Below are 17,417 nucleotides of genomic sequence, written 5' to 3' on the forward strand. Positions count from 1 at the left end.
AGCATCTAACCATGATGATTGTTAGACATGCAGCGCATCGGGACTTAGATGATATTTATCGTTTGGCGCAACGAGCTGGAGAGTCGGGCATTGGCTTGACTTCCTTACCGCAAAATAAAGCGATCTTGGCTGAGCGGATTACCCGCACCACGCATACCTTAGCGGGTTTAGCCGAAAAGGGCGATGCGAGTTATTTATTTGTGCTTGAAGACACTAGCATTCACAAAATTGTAGGTGTCAGTGCAATTGAAGTTGCGGTCGGGTTAAATGAGCCTTTCTATAATTTTCGTGTGGCGAAACAAGTACATGCTTCTAAAACCCTAAATGTGTATAAGACCTTAGAGACTTTATTTTTAAGTAATGATCATACAGGTTGCAGTGAACTTTGCACTTTGTTCCTTGATCCTGATTATCGTAAAAATCAAAACGGCAAATTTTTGTCTAAGGTGCGCTTTTTATTTATTGCAGCGTTTAGGTCTTATTTTGAAGACAGACTCATTGCTGAAATGCGTGGTTTCTCAGATCAAAATGGCTACTCACCTTTCTGGAATGCATTGGGTTATCACTTTTTTAATATGGATTTTGCTACTGCGGATTATTTAAGTGGTGTTGGGCAAAAAGTCTTTATTGCGGAATTGATGCCAAGATTCCCAGTCTATGTGGATTTACTTCCGCAAGAGGCACGAACAGTGATTGCTGAAGTCCATCCACATACCTTGCCCGCTGCAAAAGTACTCATGTCAGAAGGTCTGAAATATCAGGGTTATGTTGATATTTTTGATGCGGGTCCAACGCTAGAAGCCAATATTGCTGATTTACGTGCAGTCAAACAAAGCCGTGTGTTGACGGTCAAAATTGCCGAGCAAGTTGAGACGTCAGACATTCATTACTTGGTTGCCAACGACCAATACACCGATTACCGCGTGTTGCTCATCAATAACCTTGTATCAGATGACGAGATTTTGTTGATGACCTCAGTACAAGCGCAGGCACTCAATGTGCAAGAACAAGATCAAGTACGCGTTTTAGCATTAGAAAATATGGAGAATCAGGAATGACACAAGGTGCATTATTCATTAATGGTGCTTGGGTACAGGGACACGGTAGCGCATTAAGCAAAACAGATCCTGTGACCAATCAACAAATTTGGGCAGGGCATGAAGCCAGTCAAATAGATGTAGAACAAGCATGTGATGCTGCTCGACAAGCATTTCCAGCGTGGGCACGTTTAGCCTTAGAGCAACGTATTGCCATTGTTGAACGTTTTGCAGGCTTACTTGAACAAAATAAAAATCAATTGGCAGAAGTGATTAGTCAAGAAACCAGTAAACCGTTTTGGGAAACCTTGACCGAAGTTCAAGCGATGATTGGCAAAGTTACGATTTCAATTCGTGCATACCATCAACGGACGGGTTTTAGTGAAACTGAAATACCTGATGGGGTTGCGTCATTGCGCCATCGTCCACACGGTGTTTTGGCTGTGTTTGGTCCTTATAATTTCCCTGGTCATTTACCCAACGGTCATATCGTTCCAGCACTGATTGCAGGCAATACCGTGGTGTTTAAACCAAGTGAACTCACACCTTGGACTGCGGAAGAAACCGCAAGGTTATGGCAACAGGCAGGTCTGCCAAATGGCGTACTCAATGTGGTGCAAGGTGGACGCAGCACAGGTGAAGCTTTAGCAGCGGCTGAGCAAATTGACGGTCTGCTTTTTACAGGAAGTGCCAACACGGGTTATCACTTGCATAAACAAATGGCAGGTGCACCTGAGAAAATTCTTGCATTAGAAATGGGCGGCAACAATGCGCTGATTATTGATGAAGCTACTGATCTTGATGCGGTGGTGAATTTAGCGATTCAGTCGGCATTTGTCTCTGCGGGGCAACGCTGTACCTGTGCACGTCGTATCATCGTAAAACAAGGTGCGAATGGCGATGCGTTCATTCAGCGTTTTGTTGAAGTGGCTAAAAACCTCGTCATTGGTCGCTGGAATGCTGAACCACAACCCTTTATGGGAGGGGTAATCTCTTCTCATGCTGCTGAGCAGATGTTAGCAGCGCAAAGCAAACTGATCGCTTTAGGTGCAAAACCACTCTTGGAAATGACACGTCCACAAGCGGATAGCTCATTACTCACTGTCGGTATTTTAGATGTGAGTCAAGTCGATGGCATCCCTGACGAAGAATACTTTGGTCCACTGACTACGATTTATCGTTATGACCATTTTGATGAAGCATTAAGCATTGTCAATAACACCCGATTTGGGTTGGCAGTGGGATTGGTTTCTCCAGACCGTGAGCTATTTGAACGTGTCCTCATCGAAGCGCGTGCAGGTATTGTGAACTGGAATAAACCATTAACAGGAGCATCAAGTGCCGCACCATTTGGTGGGGTGGGTGCATCTGGAAACCATCGTGCCAGCGCTTTCTATGCCGCTGACTATAGCGCATGGCCAATGGCATCAATGGAAAGTGGCAGCGTGACACTACCTTCAACATTATCACCGGGCATTGTGCTCTAAGTTGAATTGCACCGTGACGATATGGAGAGAGAAATGTCTGGTTATGAAATAAATTTTGATGGTTTAGTTGGACCAACGCATCATTATGCAGGTTTATCCTTTGGTAATGTGGCATCGACCAAGAATCGTAATAACGCGTCAAATCCTAAATTAGCTGCCAAGCAAGGCTTGATGAAAATGAAAGCCCTTGCTGATCTTGGATTAAAACAAGGTGTGTTTGCCCCGCAAGAACGTCCGCATGTGCCGACCTTACGCCGTTTGGGTTTTACTGGCAGTGATATTGATGTCATCACTCAGGCGATGCGTACTGCACCTGCCTTATTATCATCGTTAAGTTCTGCATCATCCATGTGGACCGCAAATGCGTGTACGGTTTCTCCATCTGCGGATAGTGCTGATGGGCGTGTACATTTTACTGCTGCCAACTTGAATAATAAGTTCCATCGATCAATTGAGCATCATACGACCACGCGTATCCTTCAAGCGATGTTCAATAATGATGTATATTTCACGCATCATGAAGCATTGCCAGAAGCCGCTTTGTTTGGCGATGAAGGTGCTGCTAACCATAACCGTTTGGGTGGTGCGTATGACCAAGCGGGTGTGCAGGTTTTTGTGTATGGGCAGCAACAACTTGGCGGTACGGTTGCGCCACAAAAGTTCCCAGCGCGTCAAACCCGTGAAGCCAGTGAAGCAATCGTGCGTTTACATCGTCTAGATGCAAAACGCACAGTGTTCATCCAGCAAAATCCTGAGGTGATTGATAAAGGTGTGTTTCATAACGATGTGATCGCTGTGAGTAATCAACAGGTTCTATTTCATCATCAACAAGCTTTTTTAAATCAATCAGCAGCGCTGAGTGAAATTGCTAAAAAAATGGCGGATATTGATCAGGAATTTATTTCGATTGAAGTGCCTGAAAGTCGTGTCACGGTTGAAGATGCAGTCGCAACTTACTTATTCAACAGTCAAATTTTGACCCGTGCCGATGGTGGGATGAGCATTGTTGTGCCAGAGGAATCACGCCAAAACAAAGCGGTGTGGAGCTATTTGAATGACATGATTCAAATGGGAACGCCGATTGATGATCTTAAAGTCTTTGATTTGCGTGAAAGTATGCGCAATGGCGGTGGACCTGCATGTTTAAGATTGCGTGTTGCAGTCAATGAAGCTGAGCTTAATGCGGTGAATCCGAACTTATTGATGAATGATGCTTTGTTCAAAACCCTTAATCAGTGGGTTGATCGGCATTACCGTGATGAGTTAACGCAGGATGATTTAGCTGATCCAAGTTTATTGATCGAGAGCCGTAGCGCACTGGATGAATTGACCAAAATTTTGGGCTTGGGTTCGGTGTATCACTTTCAAAGATAGGACGTGGAAATCGTCTGTAGAATGACTTTTAAGGATAAAGGTACATGCTTGATCTATTAACACTGACCTTAGCGCAGCAGACACCTGAGCAAACGCAGGGTGCGGTTGCAGGTTTTACATGGCAATGGCTTGGTGAAGGGTTATTGCAATGCACACCAAAAACCGCCTATAGAAAAAGCATCGTCCTTTCTGCTGGTATTCATGGCAATGAAACTGCACCAATTGAGTTATTGGCAAATATTATTCAAGATTTATTTGCACAACGTTTAACTTTAACCGTTCGGATACTGTTTGTTTTGGGCAATCCTGAAGCGATTCGACAAGGTGTTCGCTATCTAGAAAATGATATGAATCGCATGTTTTGTGGCGGCTATCAGCATCTCGTACAAGATCAAGAAACACATCGAGCTGCTCAATTAGAGCAAGTAACTGCACAGTTTTTTCAACACAGTCATGTGGATGCTCAGCGATATCATTATGATTTGCATACTGCAATTCGTGCCTCTTTATTGCCTGTTTTCGCCTTATTTCCCTATCAAACGAACGCTTATGATGACTTCCTGATCCGAAGTCTAAATGCGGCTGATCTGGATGCTTTGGTCTATCACAATGCTGTTGGAAAAACCTTTACTCATTTTACTGCCGAGTCTTTCCACGCAGCGAGCAGTACTTTGGAGTTAGGTAAGGCAAAGCCATTTGGTGCAAATGATTTATCAGAATTTGCTGCGATTGATCGGGTGTTACGTGCGGTGCTTTCAGGTCAAGCATTACCTTCGAGACAAAAGCCAAATATTCGCCAATTTAAGGTGGTGGACTCCATCTTAAAACAAAGTGAAGATTTTCAACTGAGATTAAGTGCCGATGCGCCAAACTTTTCTAGCTTTCAGAAAGGTGAGCTGATTGCAACGCAACAGTCGGGAAATGAGGTCGTGCACGAGCAACAGGTTTGGATTTTGTTTCCAAATCCAAAGGTGAAAATAGGGCTTCGGGCAGGATTGATTTTAAAAGAAATTGAATAGGATTTAAGCCTTAGAAATAGCTTGGATGCTAACAAAGCTAGGAAAAATATGGAGTTTGAATATGGATATTCAGTAAAAAATAAAACGCAGAAAACAAAATATCCGTCGGATATAAAAAGTGTATGAAATTGAAACCGCAAGGACAGGTTGTCATAAGAATATCGTTGGAGTGATCATGTATGAGTAACAATAATGAAAAGACATTTCTATCGGGAGATGTCTTGGGCGGGCAGTATGCGCCCCAGCAAGACACATCCAACCCATCAAATATTTCTTCAGCAGAAATCGTGGTCGGTCAACCCTTAAAACGTGCCATGACCAAACGTCATTTGGTCATGCTTTCATTGGGTGGTGCGATTGGCACAGGGTTATTTTTAGGTTCGGGAGATGTGATTTCTCAGGCAGGTCCAATAGGCGCTATTTTAGCTTACTTACTGGGTGGTGTGATTGCATATATGGTGATGCTGTGCCTCGGTGAGTTAGCGGTACATATGCCTGTTTCAGGTTCTTTTGGTGAATATGCGAGAACCTATATTGGGCCTGGTACAGGCTACATGGTAACGTGGTTATATTGGTTAACATGGACAGCGACATTGGGCACGGAGTTTACTGCGGCTGCATTGTTAATGCAGGAATGGTTTCCTTCGGTTTCGATGTGGACATGGACACTTTTATTTGCGGGTTTAGTCTTTACACTAAATATTAGTTCAACGCGGCTGTTTGCTGAATCTGAGTTCTGGCTGTCGTTGGTCAAGGTCGTTGCGATTATCTGTTTTATCGCTTTGGGTTTAGTCACTATCTTTGGCTTCATCCCTTATCAAGGACATGAATCAGCACCATTATTCAGCAAGCTAACTGAGCACGGCTGGTTTCCACAAGGGATTTTCCCAATTTTTGCCACTATGCTGATTGTAAATTTTGCATTCTCTGGTACTGAGCTGATCGGCGTTGCAGCGGGTGAAGCAGAAAATCCCGCAAAAACTGTACCCAAAGCCATTAATGCAGCCATTTGGCGCTTACTCATTTTCTTTGTGGGTACCATTGTGGTGATTTGTGCATTACTTCCATTTGAAATGGCAGGTCTGAATTCAAATGGTATTAGTAATAGCCCATTTGTGACTGTGTTTAATTATATTGGGATTCCGTACGCAGAAGATATTATCCGTTTTGTGATCATTACAGCCTTACTTTCAGCAGCGAACTCAGGTTTATTTGCGGCCTCTCGGATGATGTGGTCACTCTCTATTAAAAAACAATTGCCGAAAGTATTTTCTACATTAACGGCTTCGGGTACACCGATTGTTGCTATCGTGGTGACGATGTTTGGCGCAATTCCGGGACTATTATCCGAACATTTTGCACCTGAAACGATTTTTAAAAACCTATTAGGTGTGGCGGCATTTACCATGGTTGTGGTGTGGATTACGATTTGTATTAGCCAATTTAATTTCCGTCGACAATGGATCAAATCAGGTAATACGGTAAAAGATCTTAAGTTTGCAGCGCCGTTATTTCCATTGACGCCAATTTTAGGTGGTGTGTTTTGTACCATCACTTGTATCAGCATGGTGACCGATCCTTCAATGCAAGTGGGCTTTGTCTGCTGTATCTTATTTATTATTGCATGTTATGCGAGTTACTATCTTTTTTATAAGAATGAGTGATTTAAATCTAGCATAAACCAATCATGATAGACGGATTGGTTTATGCTTGCCTGAGTGATCAACCATTTAGCTTCTAAATATCTTATGGCTTTACATATAACCAGATAAATACAGTTTTAGGTCGCTATTGGTGTAAATTATTCACTATGCCAAAGTTCAATTAGATATGAGCTTGAGCGAAGAAAATTTTATATTTGACGGATAGGTTAAAGAGCGCGGTATGACAGTGAACCAAATTAAAACCAAAAAACCTTTATATATCCCTTATGCTGGAAACGCACTTTTAGAATTACCTTTGTTAAATAAAGGATCTGCTTTTTCTGAGGAAGAACGAGCAAGATTTAATCTGCACGGTCTCATACCCAACAATATCGAAAATATTGAAGAACAAACACAACGTTCTTATCAGCAATATCTTTCTTTTGGGAGTGACATGAATAAGCATATTTATTTGCGAAATATTCAAGACACCAATGAAACCCTGTTCTATAGTTTATTGAGTCAGCACCTAGATGAAATGCTGCCGATTATTTATACACCTACCGTAGGAGAGGCTTGTCAGCGTTTTTCAGACATTTATCGTCGTCATCGCGGCATCTTTATTTCTTATGGTGAGCGAAACTATATCGACCAAATTATTCACAATGTGAATAAGAAAAACGTCAAAGTAATCGTGATTACAGATGGTGAGCGTATTTTGGGTCTAGGCGATCAAGGCATTGGTGGTATGGGGATTCCAATTGGTAAATTATCCTTATATACCGCATGTGGCGGTATTAGCCCTGCTTATACATTACCGATCACCATTGATGTAGGTACCAATAATCAACAACTACTCAATGATCCAATCTATATGGGATGGAAACAGCCACGGATCACAGGCGAAGAATATTATCAATTTGTTGAACAGATTATTACCGCGATTCGCCAGCGTTGGCCAGATGTATTGATCCAATTTGAAGATTTTGCGCAACATAATGCCATGCCATTACTCACGCAATATCGAGATAAAATTTGTTGCTTTAATGATGATATTCAAGGCACAGCAGCCGTTACAGTCGCGACTTTAATTGCAGCATCACGAGCACAAGGCAAGCAACTCAAAGATCAGACCATTACCTTTGTAGGGGCAGGGTCGGCTGGCTGTGGTATCGCTGAACATATCGTAAGACAAATGATTGATGAAGGCTTGAGTGACCATGAGGCACGTTCACGTATCTTTATGGTGGATCGCTTTGGCTTAATGACCGATCAACAAGAAAACCTGTTGGACTTCCAACGAAAATTGGCAACGCCAGTTGCTGCGATTCGCTCTTGGGAAGGACAGGGGGAAAATATTGCCTTGTTAGATGTTGTGCAAAATGCCAAACCAAGTATTTTGATTGGGGTGTCAGGGCAAGCTGGATTATTTAGTGAAGAAGTGATCAAGACTTTAGCCAAATATTATAAGCATCCGATTGTTTTACCATTATCAAATCCAACTTCCCAAGTCGAAGCTCAGCCTAAGGATATTATTGAATGGACACAGGGCGCAGCGATTGTTGCGACAGGTAGTCCTTTTGCCCCTGTATTTTTCCAAGGCAAAGCGTATTCGATTGCGCAGTGCAATAACTCTTATATTTTCCCCGGTATTGGCTTGGGTGTGATTGCGTGTGGGGCTACACATATCAGTGATTCAATGCTGATGGCAGCAAGTACGGCTTTGGCTGATTGCTCACCACGCTTGAAAAATGCCACAGCGGATTTATTACCGAATATCAATGATATTCAACAGGTTTCTAAGTTTATTGCCTTTAAAGTTGCGAAAGCAGCGATGGCAGATGGCTTAGCGATGCCGATGAGTAATGATCTGCTTAAAACCGTGATTGATGATAATTTCTGGACACCAGCGTATCGTCAGTATTGTCGTGTGACTTTTTAGTTTAACTCCAAGCAGCTAATGTTTGGATAAGTGGTTCTCTAATGAAATGAAAATGCTTTGAGTAATTCATTTTCTTTAGAGAACCCTAATAGCAGGGAATCCTGCCAGATGTGAATTTAAGTGTTTTTTACATTTCCCATACTACTCATATACATGTGACACAAATTAAAAATTTAGCGTATATGTGAAAATTATAACAATTATTTAATTTTTTATAAGATGGGGGGGATTGTTATGAAAGAATCAAATAATCAAACAGCAAGTTTGCTTATGCGTTTATTGGGCGTTGCTGGGACTTTCAATTTAGTAAAAGATGATTAATTCAAAAATGTCAGCACGAGCTGTAAGAAAACCTTGAATCACTAATCTCATCTTGTTTCCATTATTCTGTAAAATATTCACATTGTAAGGCTAAGAGTGTTTTATGTTTTCTTCTTATATTCATGCATTTGCACTGTTTTTCTCATTGTTAAACCCTTTCCTTATGAGTGTTTATATGGTGGGGATCATACGTAATTCAGAAGTAAAGGTCTTTAATAAAGCACTGATTCAAGGGAGTTTGATTGCCTTTATTGTGTTTATCTTATTCGCATGGGGTGGTGAGAATATTTTTAGCCGATATTTGAATGTCCGTTTTGAGTCTTTTCAAATTTTTGGTGGGTTGATTTTCTTGGTGATTGGCTATCGTTATGTGTTCCAAGGGGCTGATACCATTGGCGAAATGCGTGGTGCACCCGAGCACTTAGCTGGAACCATTGCCATGCCCTTTATGATTGGACCAGGAACCATTAGTGCAGCAGTGGTCACAGGCGTGACCTTACCCTTTACAGCAGCAGTCGCTGTGATTGCTGTCACGTTATTTTTGACCTGTAGTATTTTGATTCTGATGAAATATGGGCATGATCACTTACGTTATAAACATGCAAAATATATTGACCGTTATTTTGATATCGTTGGGCGTTTATCTGCATTGCTCATTGGAACCATCGCTGTAGATATGATCGTCAATGGTGTCATTGGATTGATACATTCATCGAATCTCAGTTGACGCTTGATAAAAATAATATTTTAAAACAAAGATATTTTTATTGAGTGAGAGCATCTTGTTACGACGATAAGATCTCATGAAAATGTCTTTGTTGTCACTATTTTGAATGGAACAATAGCAGTATTATAAAAATAATTGATGATATTTTATCGATTTATCCATATTTTTACGATTCTGAATGAACGATAATAATCTTGCATTCTTTATGAGTTCTCCCCATGTATCCGTTAGATCAATTCAACCACACGCCTGATGATCAATCAGAGCTTACAATGTCGGTTTTGATGACACCAGATATGGCAAATTTTTCTGGTAACGTGCATGGCGGCGCGATTTTAAAACTGCTTGACCAAGTCGCTTATGCGTGTGCCAGTCGTTATTCTGGCAGTTATGTGGTGACATTATCTGTTGATAAAGTTAATTTTAAAGAGCCAATTTATGTTGGTGAATTGGTGACATTCTTGGCGAGTGTCAATCATGTGGGGCGTACTTCGATGGAAATCGGTATTCGTGTCGAAGCACAACATATTCAAAATCGTACGATTAGACATACCAATACCTGCTATTTCACTATGGTGGCAGTGGATGAACAACGTCAACCGAAACAAGTCCCTCCTTTAAAATTAGATACGGATTGGAAGCGTTGTCGTTTCGAAGCAGCGGAACAACGTAAAGAAATGCGCCTACAAGAAGTTCATCAACCCTCGTGTAGCGTATTTAAATCCTCGACAACATAGTTGATCTAAATAAAAAAAGATCGAACCGCAGCATGGTTCGATCTTTTTTCACTTGTCATGAAATATTGTTAAATCATTACAAATGGGACTAAAGGACGAATTGGCCTTTAGACTCAGTCTTAGTTAGCTACTGGTTCTGATGCTGGAGCAGCTTCGCTTGGAGCATCAGTCGCTGGTTGTTCTTGAGTAGAAACAACAACTCTGTCTTCAGTCTGAGCTTCAGTTTGCACTTCATCAGCAGTTGCAGCAAATGTAGTCGCAGCAGCAAGTGTAAGTGTCGTAGCAAGAAGTGTTTTGATAAGATTCATTGTAGGCATCCTTAATTTCAGTTTCATTGAAAAACTACCTAATTTGTAGATAAGCCACAAATCTAGGCATGTGCTTCATGCTATGTGCCAAATCTATTTACGGCAATGTTCTTAACAATCTATTACGCCAATCTTAACAATTTGAATTATTTATGTTTATCTGGTTGGTTTTTTGTAACCAAGAGGCTGTTTTGATTAGGAAAAAATGTATGGAAATATGTTTTTTTGGCTAAAAAATAACCCTGTAAATTACATGTTTATAACATATATAAGCAATCTAAGAAATGTTGGTAATTGGATATTCCATTTAAGATTTAGATAAAGTGAAATTTTCTGATTGTGTTTGTGATGTATATCTCATTTTTGGTGAAAATAGGTTCTTATTGGTATTTTATTAGATTTAATGGATGAAAGATAATAAATTCGCTGTTTGGGTAAATTTTTTGTCGTTACAATGAATCTTTTGCTTTAAGAGATATTGTGAAATTCATTGCCTCCAAAGTGGTTCCAACGCATATTATTTCTGGTTTTTTAGGTGCTGGTAAGACCACACTCTTACAGCATTTATTGACACAAAAGCCTGAGCATGAAGTTTGGGCTGTTCTAATGAATGAGTTTGGACAAATTGGAGTTGACCAGCAACTGATTACTCAACAACAGGGCTATGCCGTCAAAGAGTTATTGGGTGGATGCTTATGTTGTAGTAGCCAATTGCCAATGCACATTGCATTGGCTAGGTTATTAAGTGAAAGCAAACCTGATCGACTATTTATAGAACCGACAGGGTTAGGGCATCCAGCTCAGCTTTTAGAGCAACTGACTGAACCACATTGGCAAAGTAGTTTGGAGATGCGAGCACTGGTGATTGTGATTGATGGCAGTCGTTTGCATGACGAAGCTTGGGTACAACAAAATCTATATACTGATCAGCTTAAAGCAGCGCAAATTGTTGTATTGTCACATGCGGATGCGATGACTGATGCCGATCAACAGGCGTATTTGGCATTAAAGCAAGAATATTCAACTTATATACAGCATTGGATTGAGGCGGAAAATGGACACGTTTCACTTGCTCAGCTCGATTTTATTCAACAACCTTTGCAACGAAAAATCCAACCTTTACTCCGTTTGCAGAACCAACTAGAGCGTGGGGCAGTTTTACAGGAAATTAAACAACTGCCTTATCATTATGTAGAAACGGCTCAAGGGTATACGGTTGCAGGTTGGAAATTACCCAAAAGATGGCAGTTTAAATTCTATGATTTATTGGATTTATTATGCACACAGCAAGATTGGGTTCGGATTAAAGGAATATTTAATACCGATCAGGGTTGGAAAAGTTTTAACTTCAATCCACAACAATTTAATTATAAGTCCGTAGACGCAAGTATTGATAATCGGATAGAAGTCATTTGTCAGTCGTCTCAACATGACTGGTTGGCGTTTGAAACACAACTCTTGACATGTCGTATGGATGAGGCCAGTTGATTCACAAATCACATCATTTTTTAGCAAAAATAGAGTATGCTTAGCGCCAAATTTGAGGACATGATGCAATGGCGTTAAAAGCAACAATATATAAGGCAGACCTGAATATTGCCAATATGGACGAGCATATTTATGCGGATTATCAGCTAACACTTGCTCAACATCCATCCGAAACGATTGAACGGTTAATGGTGCGTATTTTGGCTTATGCACGTTATGCAGATGAACACTTAGATTTCACTAAAGATTTATTTGAAACGGATGAACCTGCTTTATGGCAAAAAGACTTGACGGGCTTGTTAGAAAAATGGATTGAGGTGGGTTGCCCATCTGAAGATAAAGTGAAAAAGGCCAGTGTACGATGTAAACATGTTGCAGTGGTGACCTATGGTGCGCAAGCCAATGATTGGTGGCAGAAAAGTACTAAAATTAAAACACTGAATAATGTTGAGGTTTGGCAGCTTTCTCCTCAAACCACTCAAGCCATTGAGCAATTATGTGAACGTACCATGCAATTGCAATTAAATATCATGGATGGTGAATGGACTTTGTTGAGTGACAAAGGGCAGATCGACATTCAGTGGCAACAATTGCAATAATTAGAGTCTGTTGAATATTCATATCAATGAATAACATTGCAGTCGAAGTTAAATATGACCTGAATTGAGCGGAGTTTGGAGAGAAATAAATGAGCGCAGAGTTACAGATTATTGATTTAAAAGTAGGTGAAGGTAAAGAAGCGGTGAAAGGTGCTTTAATCACTACACATTATACTGGTTGGTTAGAAGATGGAACTCAGTTTGATTCTTCACTTGATCGCGGTAATTACTTTGAAACTGTGATTGGTACAGGACGCGTGATCAAAGGTTGGGATCAAGGCATTATGGGGATGCGTGTGGGTGGAAAACGTAAACTCATCGTACCTGCACACTTGGCTTATGGTGAACGTAAGATGGGCAAAATTATTCCTGCAAATTCAAATCTGACCTTTGAAATTGAACTTTTTGATGTGAAAACACGCGACGAATAACAAAAGTTGTATACATCATCAATACTGTGATTTAGCTAGGTTTTAGCTAAATCACTTTAAAATCAATAATATATAAAAATAATACTCAATTTTAAAAATACGTTCTTAATGGGCTGATTTTAAATGACTTTCTTTTATCTGATTTTTATAACAGTCTGGGAAATAATGATTGATTCTCTATATTTTCCTCTATATCTTTGAGATAAAAGAGCAATTTTTATTCAAATAACAATTTCCGAAATAAAAAATTGAGTGAGTAGAGGTCGTGTATGAATGATTATTTAGATATCACTGCGTCAGAGTTATTGAAAGAGTTAGACCATTTTTTCCTGATTGATACACATGATGGTGCAGCAACTGGCTTTTGGGTCAATGAACAAGCCTTGACGGAGAGACATTACTGGGTGGACGGTGACTATAAGGTTGAGATCGTCAGAGCCTTGCTACCTGCCCATCAACATGCACCTCATAATTATAAGATTACTCGCTTGGCGGCATCAGAAAATGAGCGTAATGTGGTTTTATTGGAATATGATGGTGTACATAAAAGAATACTGACTTTCCGCCGTGGTGAATGGGTCAATCGTTTGTGTAAATATTTTTATCAAAAAGAACGTTATTATTTACAGCAATTGAATGAGAATCCAAACTTTCAAGCAATTGAATACTGATTTCAGTCATACCAATTTTCAAATATTCACAATTTTGAATCCCTCTTTTGATTAAGGGGGATTTTTTGTTAAGTGGAGCTTAATTTTTAGGAGCGACTTAAAAGCTAAATCATCACATCTGTATCGATTATTGATCGTCTTTAAAGTTCTCGATTGCGAAAACTAAAAATCATAGGCATAAAAAAACCAGCTTACGCTGGAATTTTTAGCACCAAATTTCATTAGCTGAAAAATGGTGCCCGAGGCCAGACTCGAACTGGCACGCTTTGTGGGCGGGGGATTTTAAATCCCCTGTGTCTACCGATTTCACCACTCGGGCATGTGCGCAATAATAGAGGACACTTTAAAACTTGGCAAGAGTGAAACGGATTATTTGCTTTCTTTTCAGTCAATTCATGTGTTTATCTCATAAAAAATAAGCATTGAAGCGCTCTTTTCATGATTATTTCATCAAACTGAGATCAAAGCTTCATCTAAATCAATTAACGTGAATCAGTTATTTATAGTGATAAAAGTTAAAGGTAGCCATCAAATGACAGCAAAAATTTCACGACGGGAACTGATTCAAAAGAGTTTATTTGGTTTTGGGGCTTTGTCTTTATCCGCTGGTTTTACGGGGTGTAACAACAGTTCAGATAAAGAAACATCGACATTAACGGTCAATTTCGATCATGGGGTGGCCAGTGGTGATCCACTACAAGATCGTGTGATTCTATGGACGCGTCTTAGTCCCAATGACCTAAATGCACGTTTGCAAGTGACTTGGGAAATTGCTTTGGATGATCAATTTAAACAGATCATTAAGACAGATAAGGTGATGACATTAGCATCACAGGATTTTACGGTTAAAGTGGATGCGACTGGTTTAACACCAGATCAGCACTACTTTTATCGATTTATTTTTGGCGATAAAGAATCTCCTGTAGGACAAACTAAAACGCTACCGACCAGTACGTCAAAAGTCAGTTTTGCAGTATGTTCTTGCTCAAACTATCCTGCTGGTCATTTCTATGTCTATCGAGAAATTGCGAAGCAAAATGTCGATGTCGTGATTCATTTGGGCGACTATATTTATGAATATGGTGCTGATGGTTATGCAGCAGAAGATGCGGAAGAACTAGGGCGACTATTAGCCGATGACAATAATACCGAAATTATCAAATTAGATGATTATCGCAAGCGTTATGCGCTATATCGTACAGATCCAGACCTACAAATCGTGCATCAACGTCATCCATTTATTGTGATTTGGGATGACCATGAGTTAGCCAATGATACATGGCTAGATGGGGCAGAAAATCATCAGGAAAATGAAGGCAGTTTTTTAGATCGTAAATTTGCTGCTTTACAAGCTTATTTTGAATGGATGCCAATTCGTCCACTTGAGAAAGAAAATCCACATCTGAAGATTTATCGCCAATTTGATTTTGGTGATCTTGTGCAACTTACCATGCTGGATACTCGTATTATTGCTAGAGATAAACAACTCGATTATGCTGATTATATGACTGCGACGGGTCTGGATGGTCAACGTTTTATGGCAGACTGGCATAATGAAGATCGTACTTTGATGGGCTATACCCAACGTGAATGGCTAATAGGGAAATTACAACAATCCACCGCAACATGGAACGTATTAGGTCAACAAATTTTAATGACCAAAATGCTAATTCCAGCAGAATTATTACTCTCTTTAGCAGAAATCACTTCAGGTAACCCGAGTGCAGAAACCTTAAATCAAATGACTGCCCAGATTACTGAATTAGTCACATTGAAAATGCGACTTAAACAAGGTGATCCAACTCTCACTGAGCAAGAAAAAGCACGAGTGCTCACTGTGGCGCCTTATAATTTGGATGCTTGGGATGGTTATTTTGCGGAACGTGAAATTTTGTATGCTACGTTGGCGCAATTAAAGAAAAAGGTCGTGGTACTCGCAGGGGATACCCATAATGCGTGGTCTTCTAATTTATATAGTAAAGATGGTGCGTTTGTTGGCGTGGAGCTTGCAACCAGCTCGGTGTCGTCACCAGGTTTAGAAAAGTATCTCGATATTCCAACAGCACAATTGCAACAATTTGAATTTGCATTTACAACTTTGATTGATGAATTGGACTACTGTAATTTGAATCAACGAGGCTATTTGCTGGTTCAATTGGATGAAGCGCAAGTGCAATCACAATGGATTTATGTAGATTCGATCAAAAATTCTGAATATGAAATTGATCAAACGAGAGGATATCAGTTGAGTTTAGATGTGGATTTGTTGCCAGTGAAAACAGCACAGCAAGTGGCATAAGTTGTCTCATCCTAAAATAGATTGACAATATTTCATTTAAAAAGCCAACTTCTAAAATGTATTAGTTCAGACTTAATCTGACACAGAGCTTGAAAAAGAAGAAGTTACCGATTTTGATTAAAGGTGTCGAATCTCAATCAATAAAGGTAACTTCTCATGTTGCATACTAACAATCAAATCATCAAACACAAAGTCGGTCTGCTGAATTTAGCAGAAGAACTCCAGAACGTATCCAAAGCTTGTAAAGTCATGGGAGTATCTAGAGATACCTTCTATCGCTATCAAGAACTTGCCAGTACAGGCAATATGGATGCACTCATCAACCAGAGTCGCAGAACCCCAAATTTAAAAAACCGAGTGGATGAGCAAACTGAAAAAGCTGTTGTTGATTTTGCAATCCAATATCCAGCTTATGGTCAGCATAGGACCAGTAATGAGCTACGTCAGATTGGCATCTTCGTATCTGGCAGCGGTGTACGCTCTATCTGGCTTAGACACAATCTTGAGAATTTCAAAAAGCGATTAAAGGCACTTGAAATGAAAGTTGCTCAAGAAGGCATTCAGTTGAATGATCAGCAGATTGCTGCATTAGAACGTAAACATGAAGATGATGTTGCTTGTGGTGAAATTGAAACGCATCATCCAGGATACCTTGGAGCGCAAGATACTTTTTATGTCGGAAATCTAAAAGGCGTTGGTCGTATTTATCAGCAAACTTTTATTGATACCTATAGCAAAGTGGTTCACTGTAAGCTATACACAACCAAGACGCCAATCACAGCCGCAGATTTATTGAATGACCGAGTGTTGCCATTCTATGAGTCCCAAGTATTGCCAATGCTTCGCATTCTGACTGACAGGGGTACAGAATATTGCGGTAAAGTTGAACATCATGATTATGAGCTTTATTTAGCGCTGAATGATATTGATCACACTAAAACGAAAGCAGCCTCACCACAAACAAATGGGATCTGCGAGCGCTTCCATAAGACGATCTTGCAGGAGTTTTATCAGATTACTTTTCGAAAGAAACTTTATAGCTCATTAGAAGAGTTACAGCTTGATCTAGACGGTTGGCTGAAATTCTATAATACTGAACGAACCCATCAGGGCAAGGTGTGCAATGGCAGAACACCATTTGCAACACTACTTGATGGAAAACGTATTTGGGCTGAAAAGAATTTAGCTCAAATTTAACCTGACAGTCTTAAGCAAATATCGGTAACTGTCAGATCAGGTGAGGGTGTAAATAAACCTGTGTAAATGCTTAAATTATCCCCAACACTGTTGGGGTCAACAAGGTGTTTACCATGAAAGATGAAACAATGTTGGCA

15 protein-coding genes and 1 tRNA gene are annotated in these 17,417 nt (G+C 40.1%); 14 read left to right on the forward strand and 2 right to left on the reverse strand.

From position 1 onward, the window contains the following. Window positions 1-11: 11 nt before the first annotated feature. From astA to MMP72_RS07685, 8 genes are all read left to right on the forward strand, one after another. A complete protein-coding gene (astA, locus tag MMP72_RS07650; protein ID WP_241316037.1) occupies window positions 12-1,058 on the forward strand; it encodes an arginine N-succinyltransferase in 1,047 nt (348 codons plus the stop codon). Continuing rightward, window positions 1,055-2,524 (forward strand): succinylglutamate-semialdehyde dehydrogenase, encoded by a 1,470-nt coding sequence (astD, locus tag MMP72_RS07655; protein WP_241316039.1) that lies wholly within the window; start codon window positions 1,055-1,057, stop codon window positions 2,522-2,524. The genes astA and astD overlap by 4 nt, the downstream gene beginning before the upstream one ends. Before the next feature lie 33 nt (window positions 2,525-2,557). Next, on the forward strand, window positions 2,558-3,898 hold the full coding sequence (astB, locus tag MMP72_RS07660; RefSeq protein WP_241316041.1) for an N-succinylarginine dihydrolase: 1,341 nt from the start codon (window positions 2,558-2,560) through the stop codon (window positions 3,896-3,898). A 44-nt stretch (window positions 3,899-3,942) separates the two neighbouring features. Beyond that, entirely contained in the window at window positions 3,943-4,917 is a 975-nt protein-coding gene (astE, locus tag MMP72_RS07665) for a succinylglutamate desuccinylase (protein ID WP_241316043.1), read from the forward strand. Between the two features lie 179 nt (window positions 4,918-5,096). Further along, a complete protein-coding gene (locus MMP72_RS07670) occupies window positions 5,097-6,581 on the forward strand; it encodes an amino acid permease (RefSeq protein ID WP_241316044.1) in 1,485 nt (494 codons plus the stop codon). 220 nt (window positions 6,582-6,801) lie between these two features. After that, window positions 6,802-8,502 (forward strand): NAD-dependent malic enzyme, encoded by a 1,701-nt coding sequence (locus tag MMP72_RS07675; protein WP_241316046.1) that lies wholly within the window; start codon window positions 6,802-6,804, stop codon window positions 8,500-8,502. A 424-nt stretch (window positions 8,503-8,926) separates the two neighbouring features. Further along, a complete protein-coding gene (locus MMP72_RS07680; RefSeq protein ID WP_241316048.1) occupies window positions 8,927-9,550 on the forward strand; it encodes a MarC family protein in 624 nt (207 codons plus the stop codon). Between the two features lie 218 nt (window positions 9,551-9,768). Continuing rightward, entirely contained in the window at window positions 9,769-10,287 is a 519-nt protein-coding gene (locus tag MMP72_RS07685; RefSeq protein ID WP_241316050.1) for an acyl-CoA thioesterase, read from the forward strand. Between the two features lie 119 nt (window positions 10,288-10,406). On the opposite strand, the gene MMP72_RS07690 is transcribed toward MMP72_RS07685, so the two are convergent. Next, the gene (locus tag MMP72_RS07690) at window positions 10,407-10,595 is read right to left on the reverse strand and encodes a hypothetical protein (RefSeq protein WP_241316052.1); all 189 of its coding nucleotides are present in this window, start codon (window positions 10,593-10,595) and stop codon (window positions 10,407-10,409) included. Window positions 10,596-11,075: 480 nt separating this feature from the next. Here MMP72_RS07690 and MMP72_RS07695 point away from each other — a divergent pair, with 480 nt between their 5' ends. The 4 genes from MMP72_RS07695 to MMP72_RS07710 all read left to right on the forward strand — a co-directional run bounded on the left by MMP72_RS07695 (window position 11,076) and on the right by MMP72_RS07710 (window position 13,784). Further along, window positions 11,076-12,083: a GTP-binding protein gene (locus MMP72_RS07695; protein ID WP_241316054.1), complete on the forward strand. Its 1,008-nt coding sequence runs from the start codon at window positions 11,076-11,078 to the stop codon at window positions 12,081-12,083. 68 nt (window positions 12,084-12,151) lie between these two features. Continuing rightward, the gene (locus MMP72_RS07700) at window positions 12,152-12,682 is read left to right on the forward strand and encodes a YaeQ family protein (protein ID WP_241316056.1); all 531 of its coding nucleotides are present in this window, start codon (window positions 12,152-12,154) and stop codon (window positions 12,680-12,682) included. 89 nt (window positions 12,683-12,771) lie between these two features. After that, a complete protein-coding gene (locus MMP72_RS07705; protein WP_121929474.1) occupies window positions 12,772-13,113 on the forward strand; it encodes an FKBP-type peptidyl-prolyl cis-trans isomerase in 342 nt (113 codons plus the stop codon). Window positions 13,114-13,382: 269 nt separating this feature from the next. Then, the gene (locus tag MMP72_RS07710) at window positions 13,383-13,784 is read left to right on the forward strand and encodes a hypothetical protein (RefSeq protein WP_241316058.1); all 402 of its coding nucleotides are present in this window, start codon (window positions 13,383-13,385) and stop codon (window positions 13,782-13,784) included. Window positions 13,785-14,017: 233 nt separating this feature from the next. Here MMP72_RS07710 and MMP72_RS07715 read toward each other — a convergent pair. Further along, window positions 14,018-14,103: transfer RNA gene (locus tag MMP72_RS07715), tRNA-Leu, on the reverse strand. Between the two features lie 213 nt (window positions 14,104-14,316). Between MMP72_RS07715 and MMP72_RS07720 the strand changes: the two genes are divergently transcribed. Further along, window positions 14,317-16,083, forward strand: a complete 1,767-nt coding sequence (locus tag MMP72_RS07720) for an alkaline phosphatase D family protein (protein WP_241316060.1) — start codon at window positions 14,317-14,319, stop codon at window positions 16,081-16,083. A gap of 156 nt (window positions 16,084-16,239) precedes the next feature. After that, window positions 16,240-17,280, forward strand: coding sequence for an IS481 family transposase (locus MMP72_RS07725; protein WP_241316062.1), 1,041 nt, complete (start codon window positions 16,240-16,242; stop codon window positions 17,278-17,280). Window positions 17,281-17,417: the final 137 nt, after the last annotated feature.

The sequence above is a fragment of the Acinetobacter sp. NIPH 2699 genome (assembly GCF_022549355.1).
In the GTDB taxonomy this organism is placed as follows: Bacteria; Pseudomonadota; Gammaproteobacteria; order Pseudomonadales; family Moraxellaceae; genus Acinetobacter.

Excerpts from the sequence above, each read along its gene's own strand:
- MMP72_RS07725 (WP_241316062.1), top strand. The coding sequence starts at position 16,240 with ATGTTGCATACTAACAATCAAATCATCAAACACAAAGTCGGTCTGCTG.
- MMP72_RS07720 (WP_241316060.1), top strand. The coding sequence starts at position 14,317 with ATGACAGCAAAAATTTCACGACGGGAACTGATTCAAAAGAGTTTATTT.
- MMP72_RS07670 (WP_241316044.1), top strand. The coding sequence starts at position 5,097 with ATGAGTAACAATAATGAAAAGACATTTCTATCGGGAGATGTCTTGGGC.
- astE (WP_241316043.1), top strand. The coding sequence starts at position 3,943 with ATGCTTGATCTATTAACACTGACCTTAGCGCAGCAGACACCTGAGCAA.
- MMP72_RS07700 (WP_241316056.1), top strand. The coding sequence starts at position 12,152 with ATGGCGTTAAAAGCAACAATATATAAGGCAGACCTGAATATTGCCAAT.
- astA (WP_241316037.1), top strand. The coding sequence starts at position 12 with ATGATGATTGTTAGACATGCAGCGCATCGGGACTTAGATGATATTTAT.
- MMP72_RS07705 (WP_121929474.1), top strand. The coding sequence starts at position 12,772 with ATGAGCGCAGAGTTACAGATTATTGATTTAAAAGTAGGTGAAGGTAAA.
- MMP72_RS07675 (WP_241316046.1), top strand. The coding sequence starts at position 6,802 with ATGACAGTGAACCAAATTAAAACCAAAAAACCTTTATATATCCCTTAT.
- MMP72_RS07685 (WP_241316050.1), top strand. The coding sequence starts at position 9,769 with ATGTATCCGTTAGATCAATTCAACCACACGCCTGATGATCAATCAGAG.
- astD (WP_241316039.1), top strand. The coding sequence starts at position 1,055 with ATGACACAAGGTGCATTATTCATTAATGGTGCTTGGGTACAGGGACAC.
- astB (WP_241316041.1), top strand. The coding sequence starts at position 2,558 with ATGTCTGGTTATGAAATAAATTTTGATGGTTTAGTTGGACCAACGCAT.
- MMP72_RS07690 (WP_241316052.1), bottom strand. The coding sequence starts at position 10,595 with ATGAATCTTATCAAAACACTTCTTGCTACGACACTTACACTTGCTGCT.
- MMP72_RS07710 (WP_241316058.1), top strand. The coding sequence starts at position 13,383 with ATGAATGATTATTTAGATATCACTGCGTCAGAGTTATTGAAAGAGTTA.
- MMP72_RS07680 (WP_241316048.1), top strand. The coding sequence starts at position 8,927 with ATGTTTTCTTCTTATATTCATGCATTTGCACTGTTTTTCTCATTGTTA.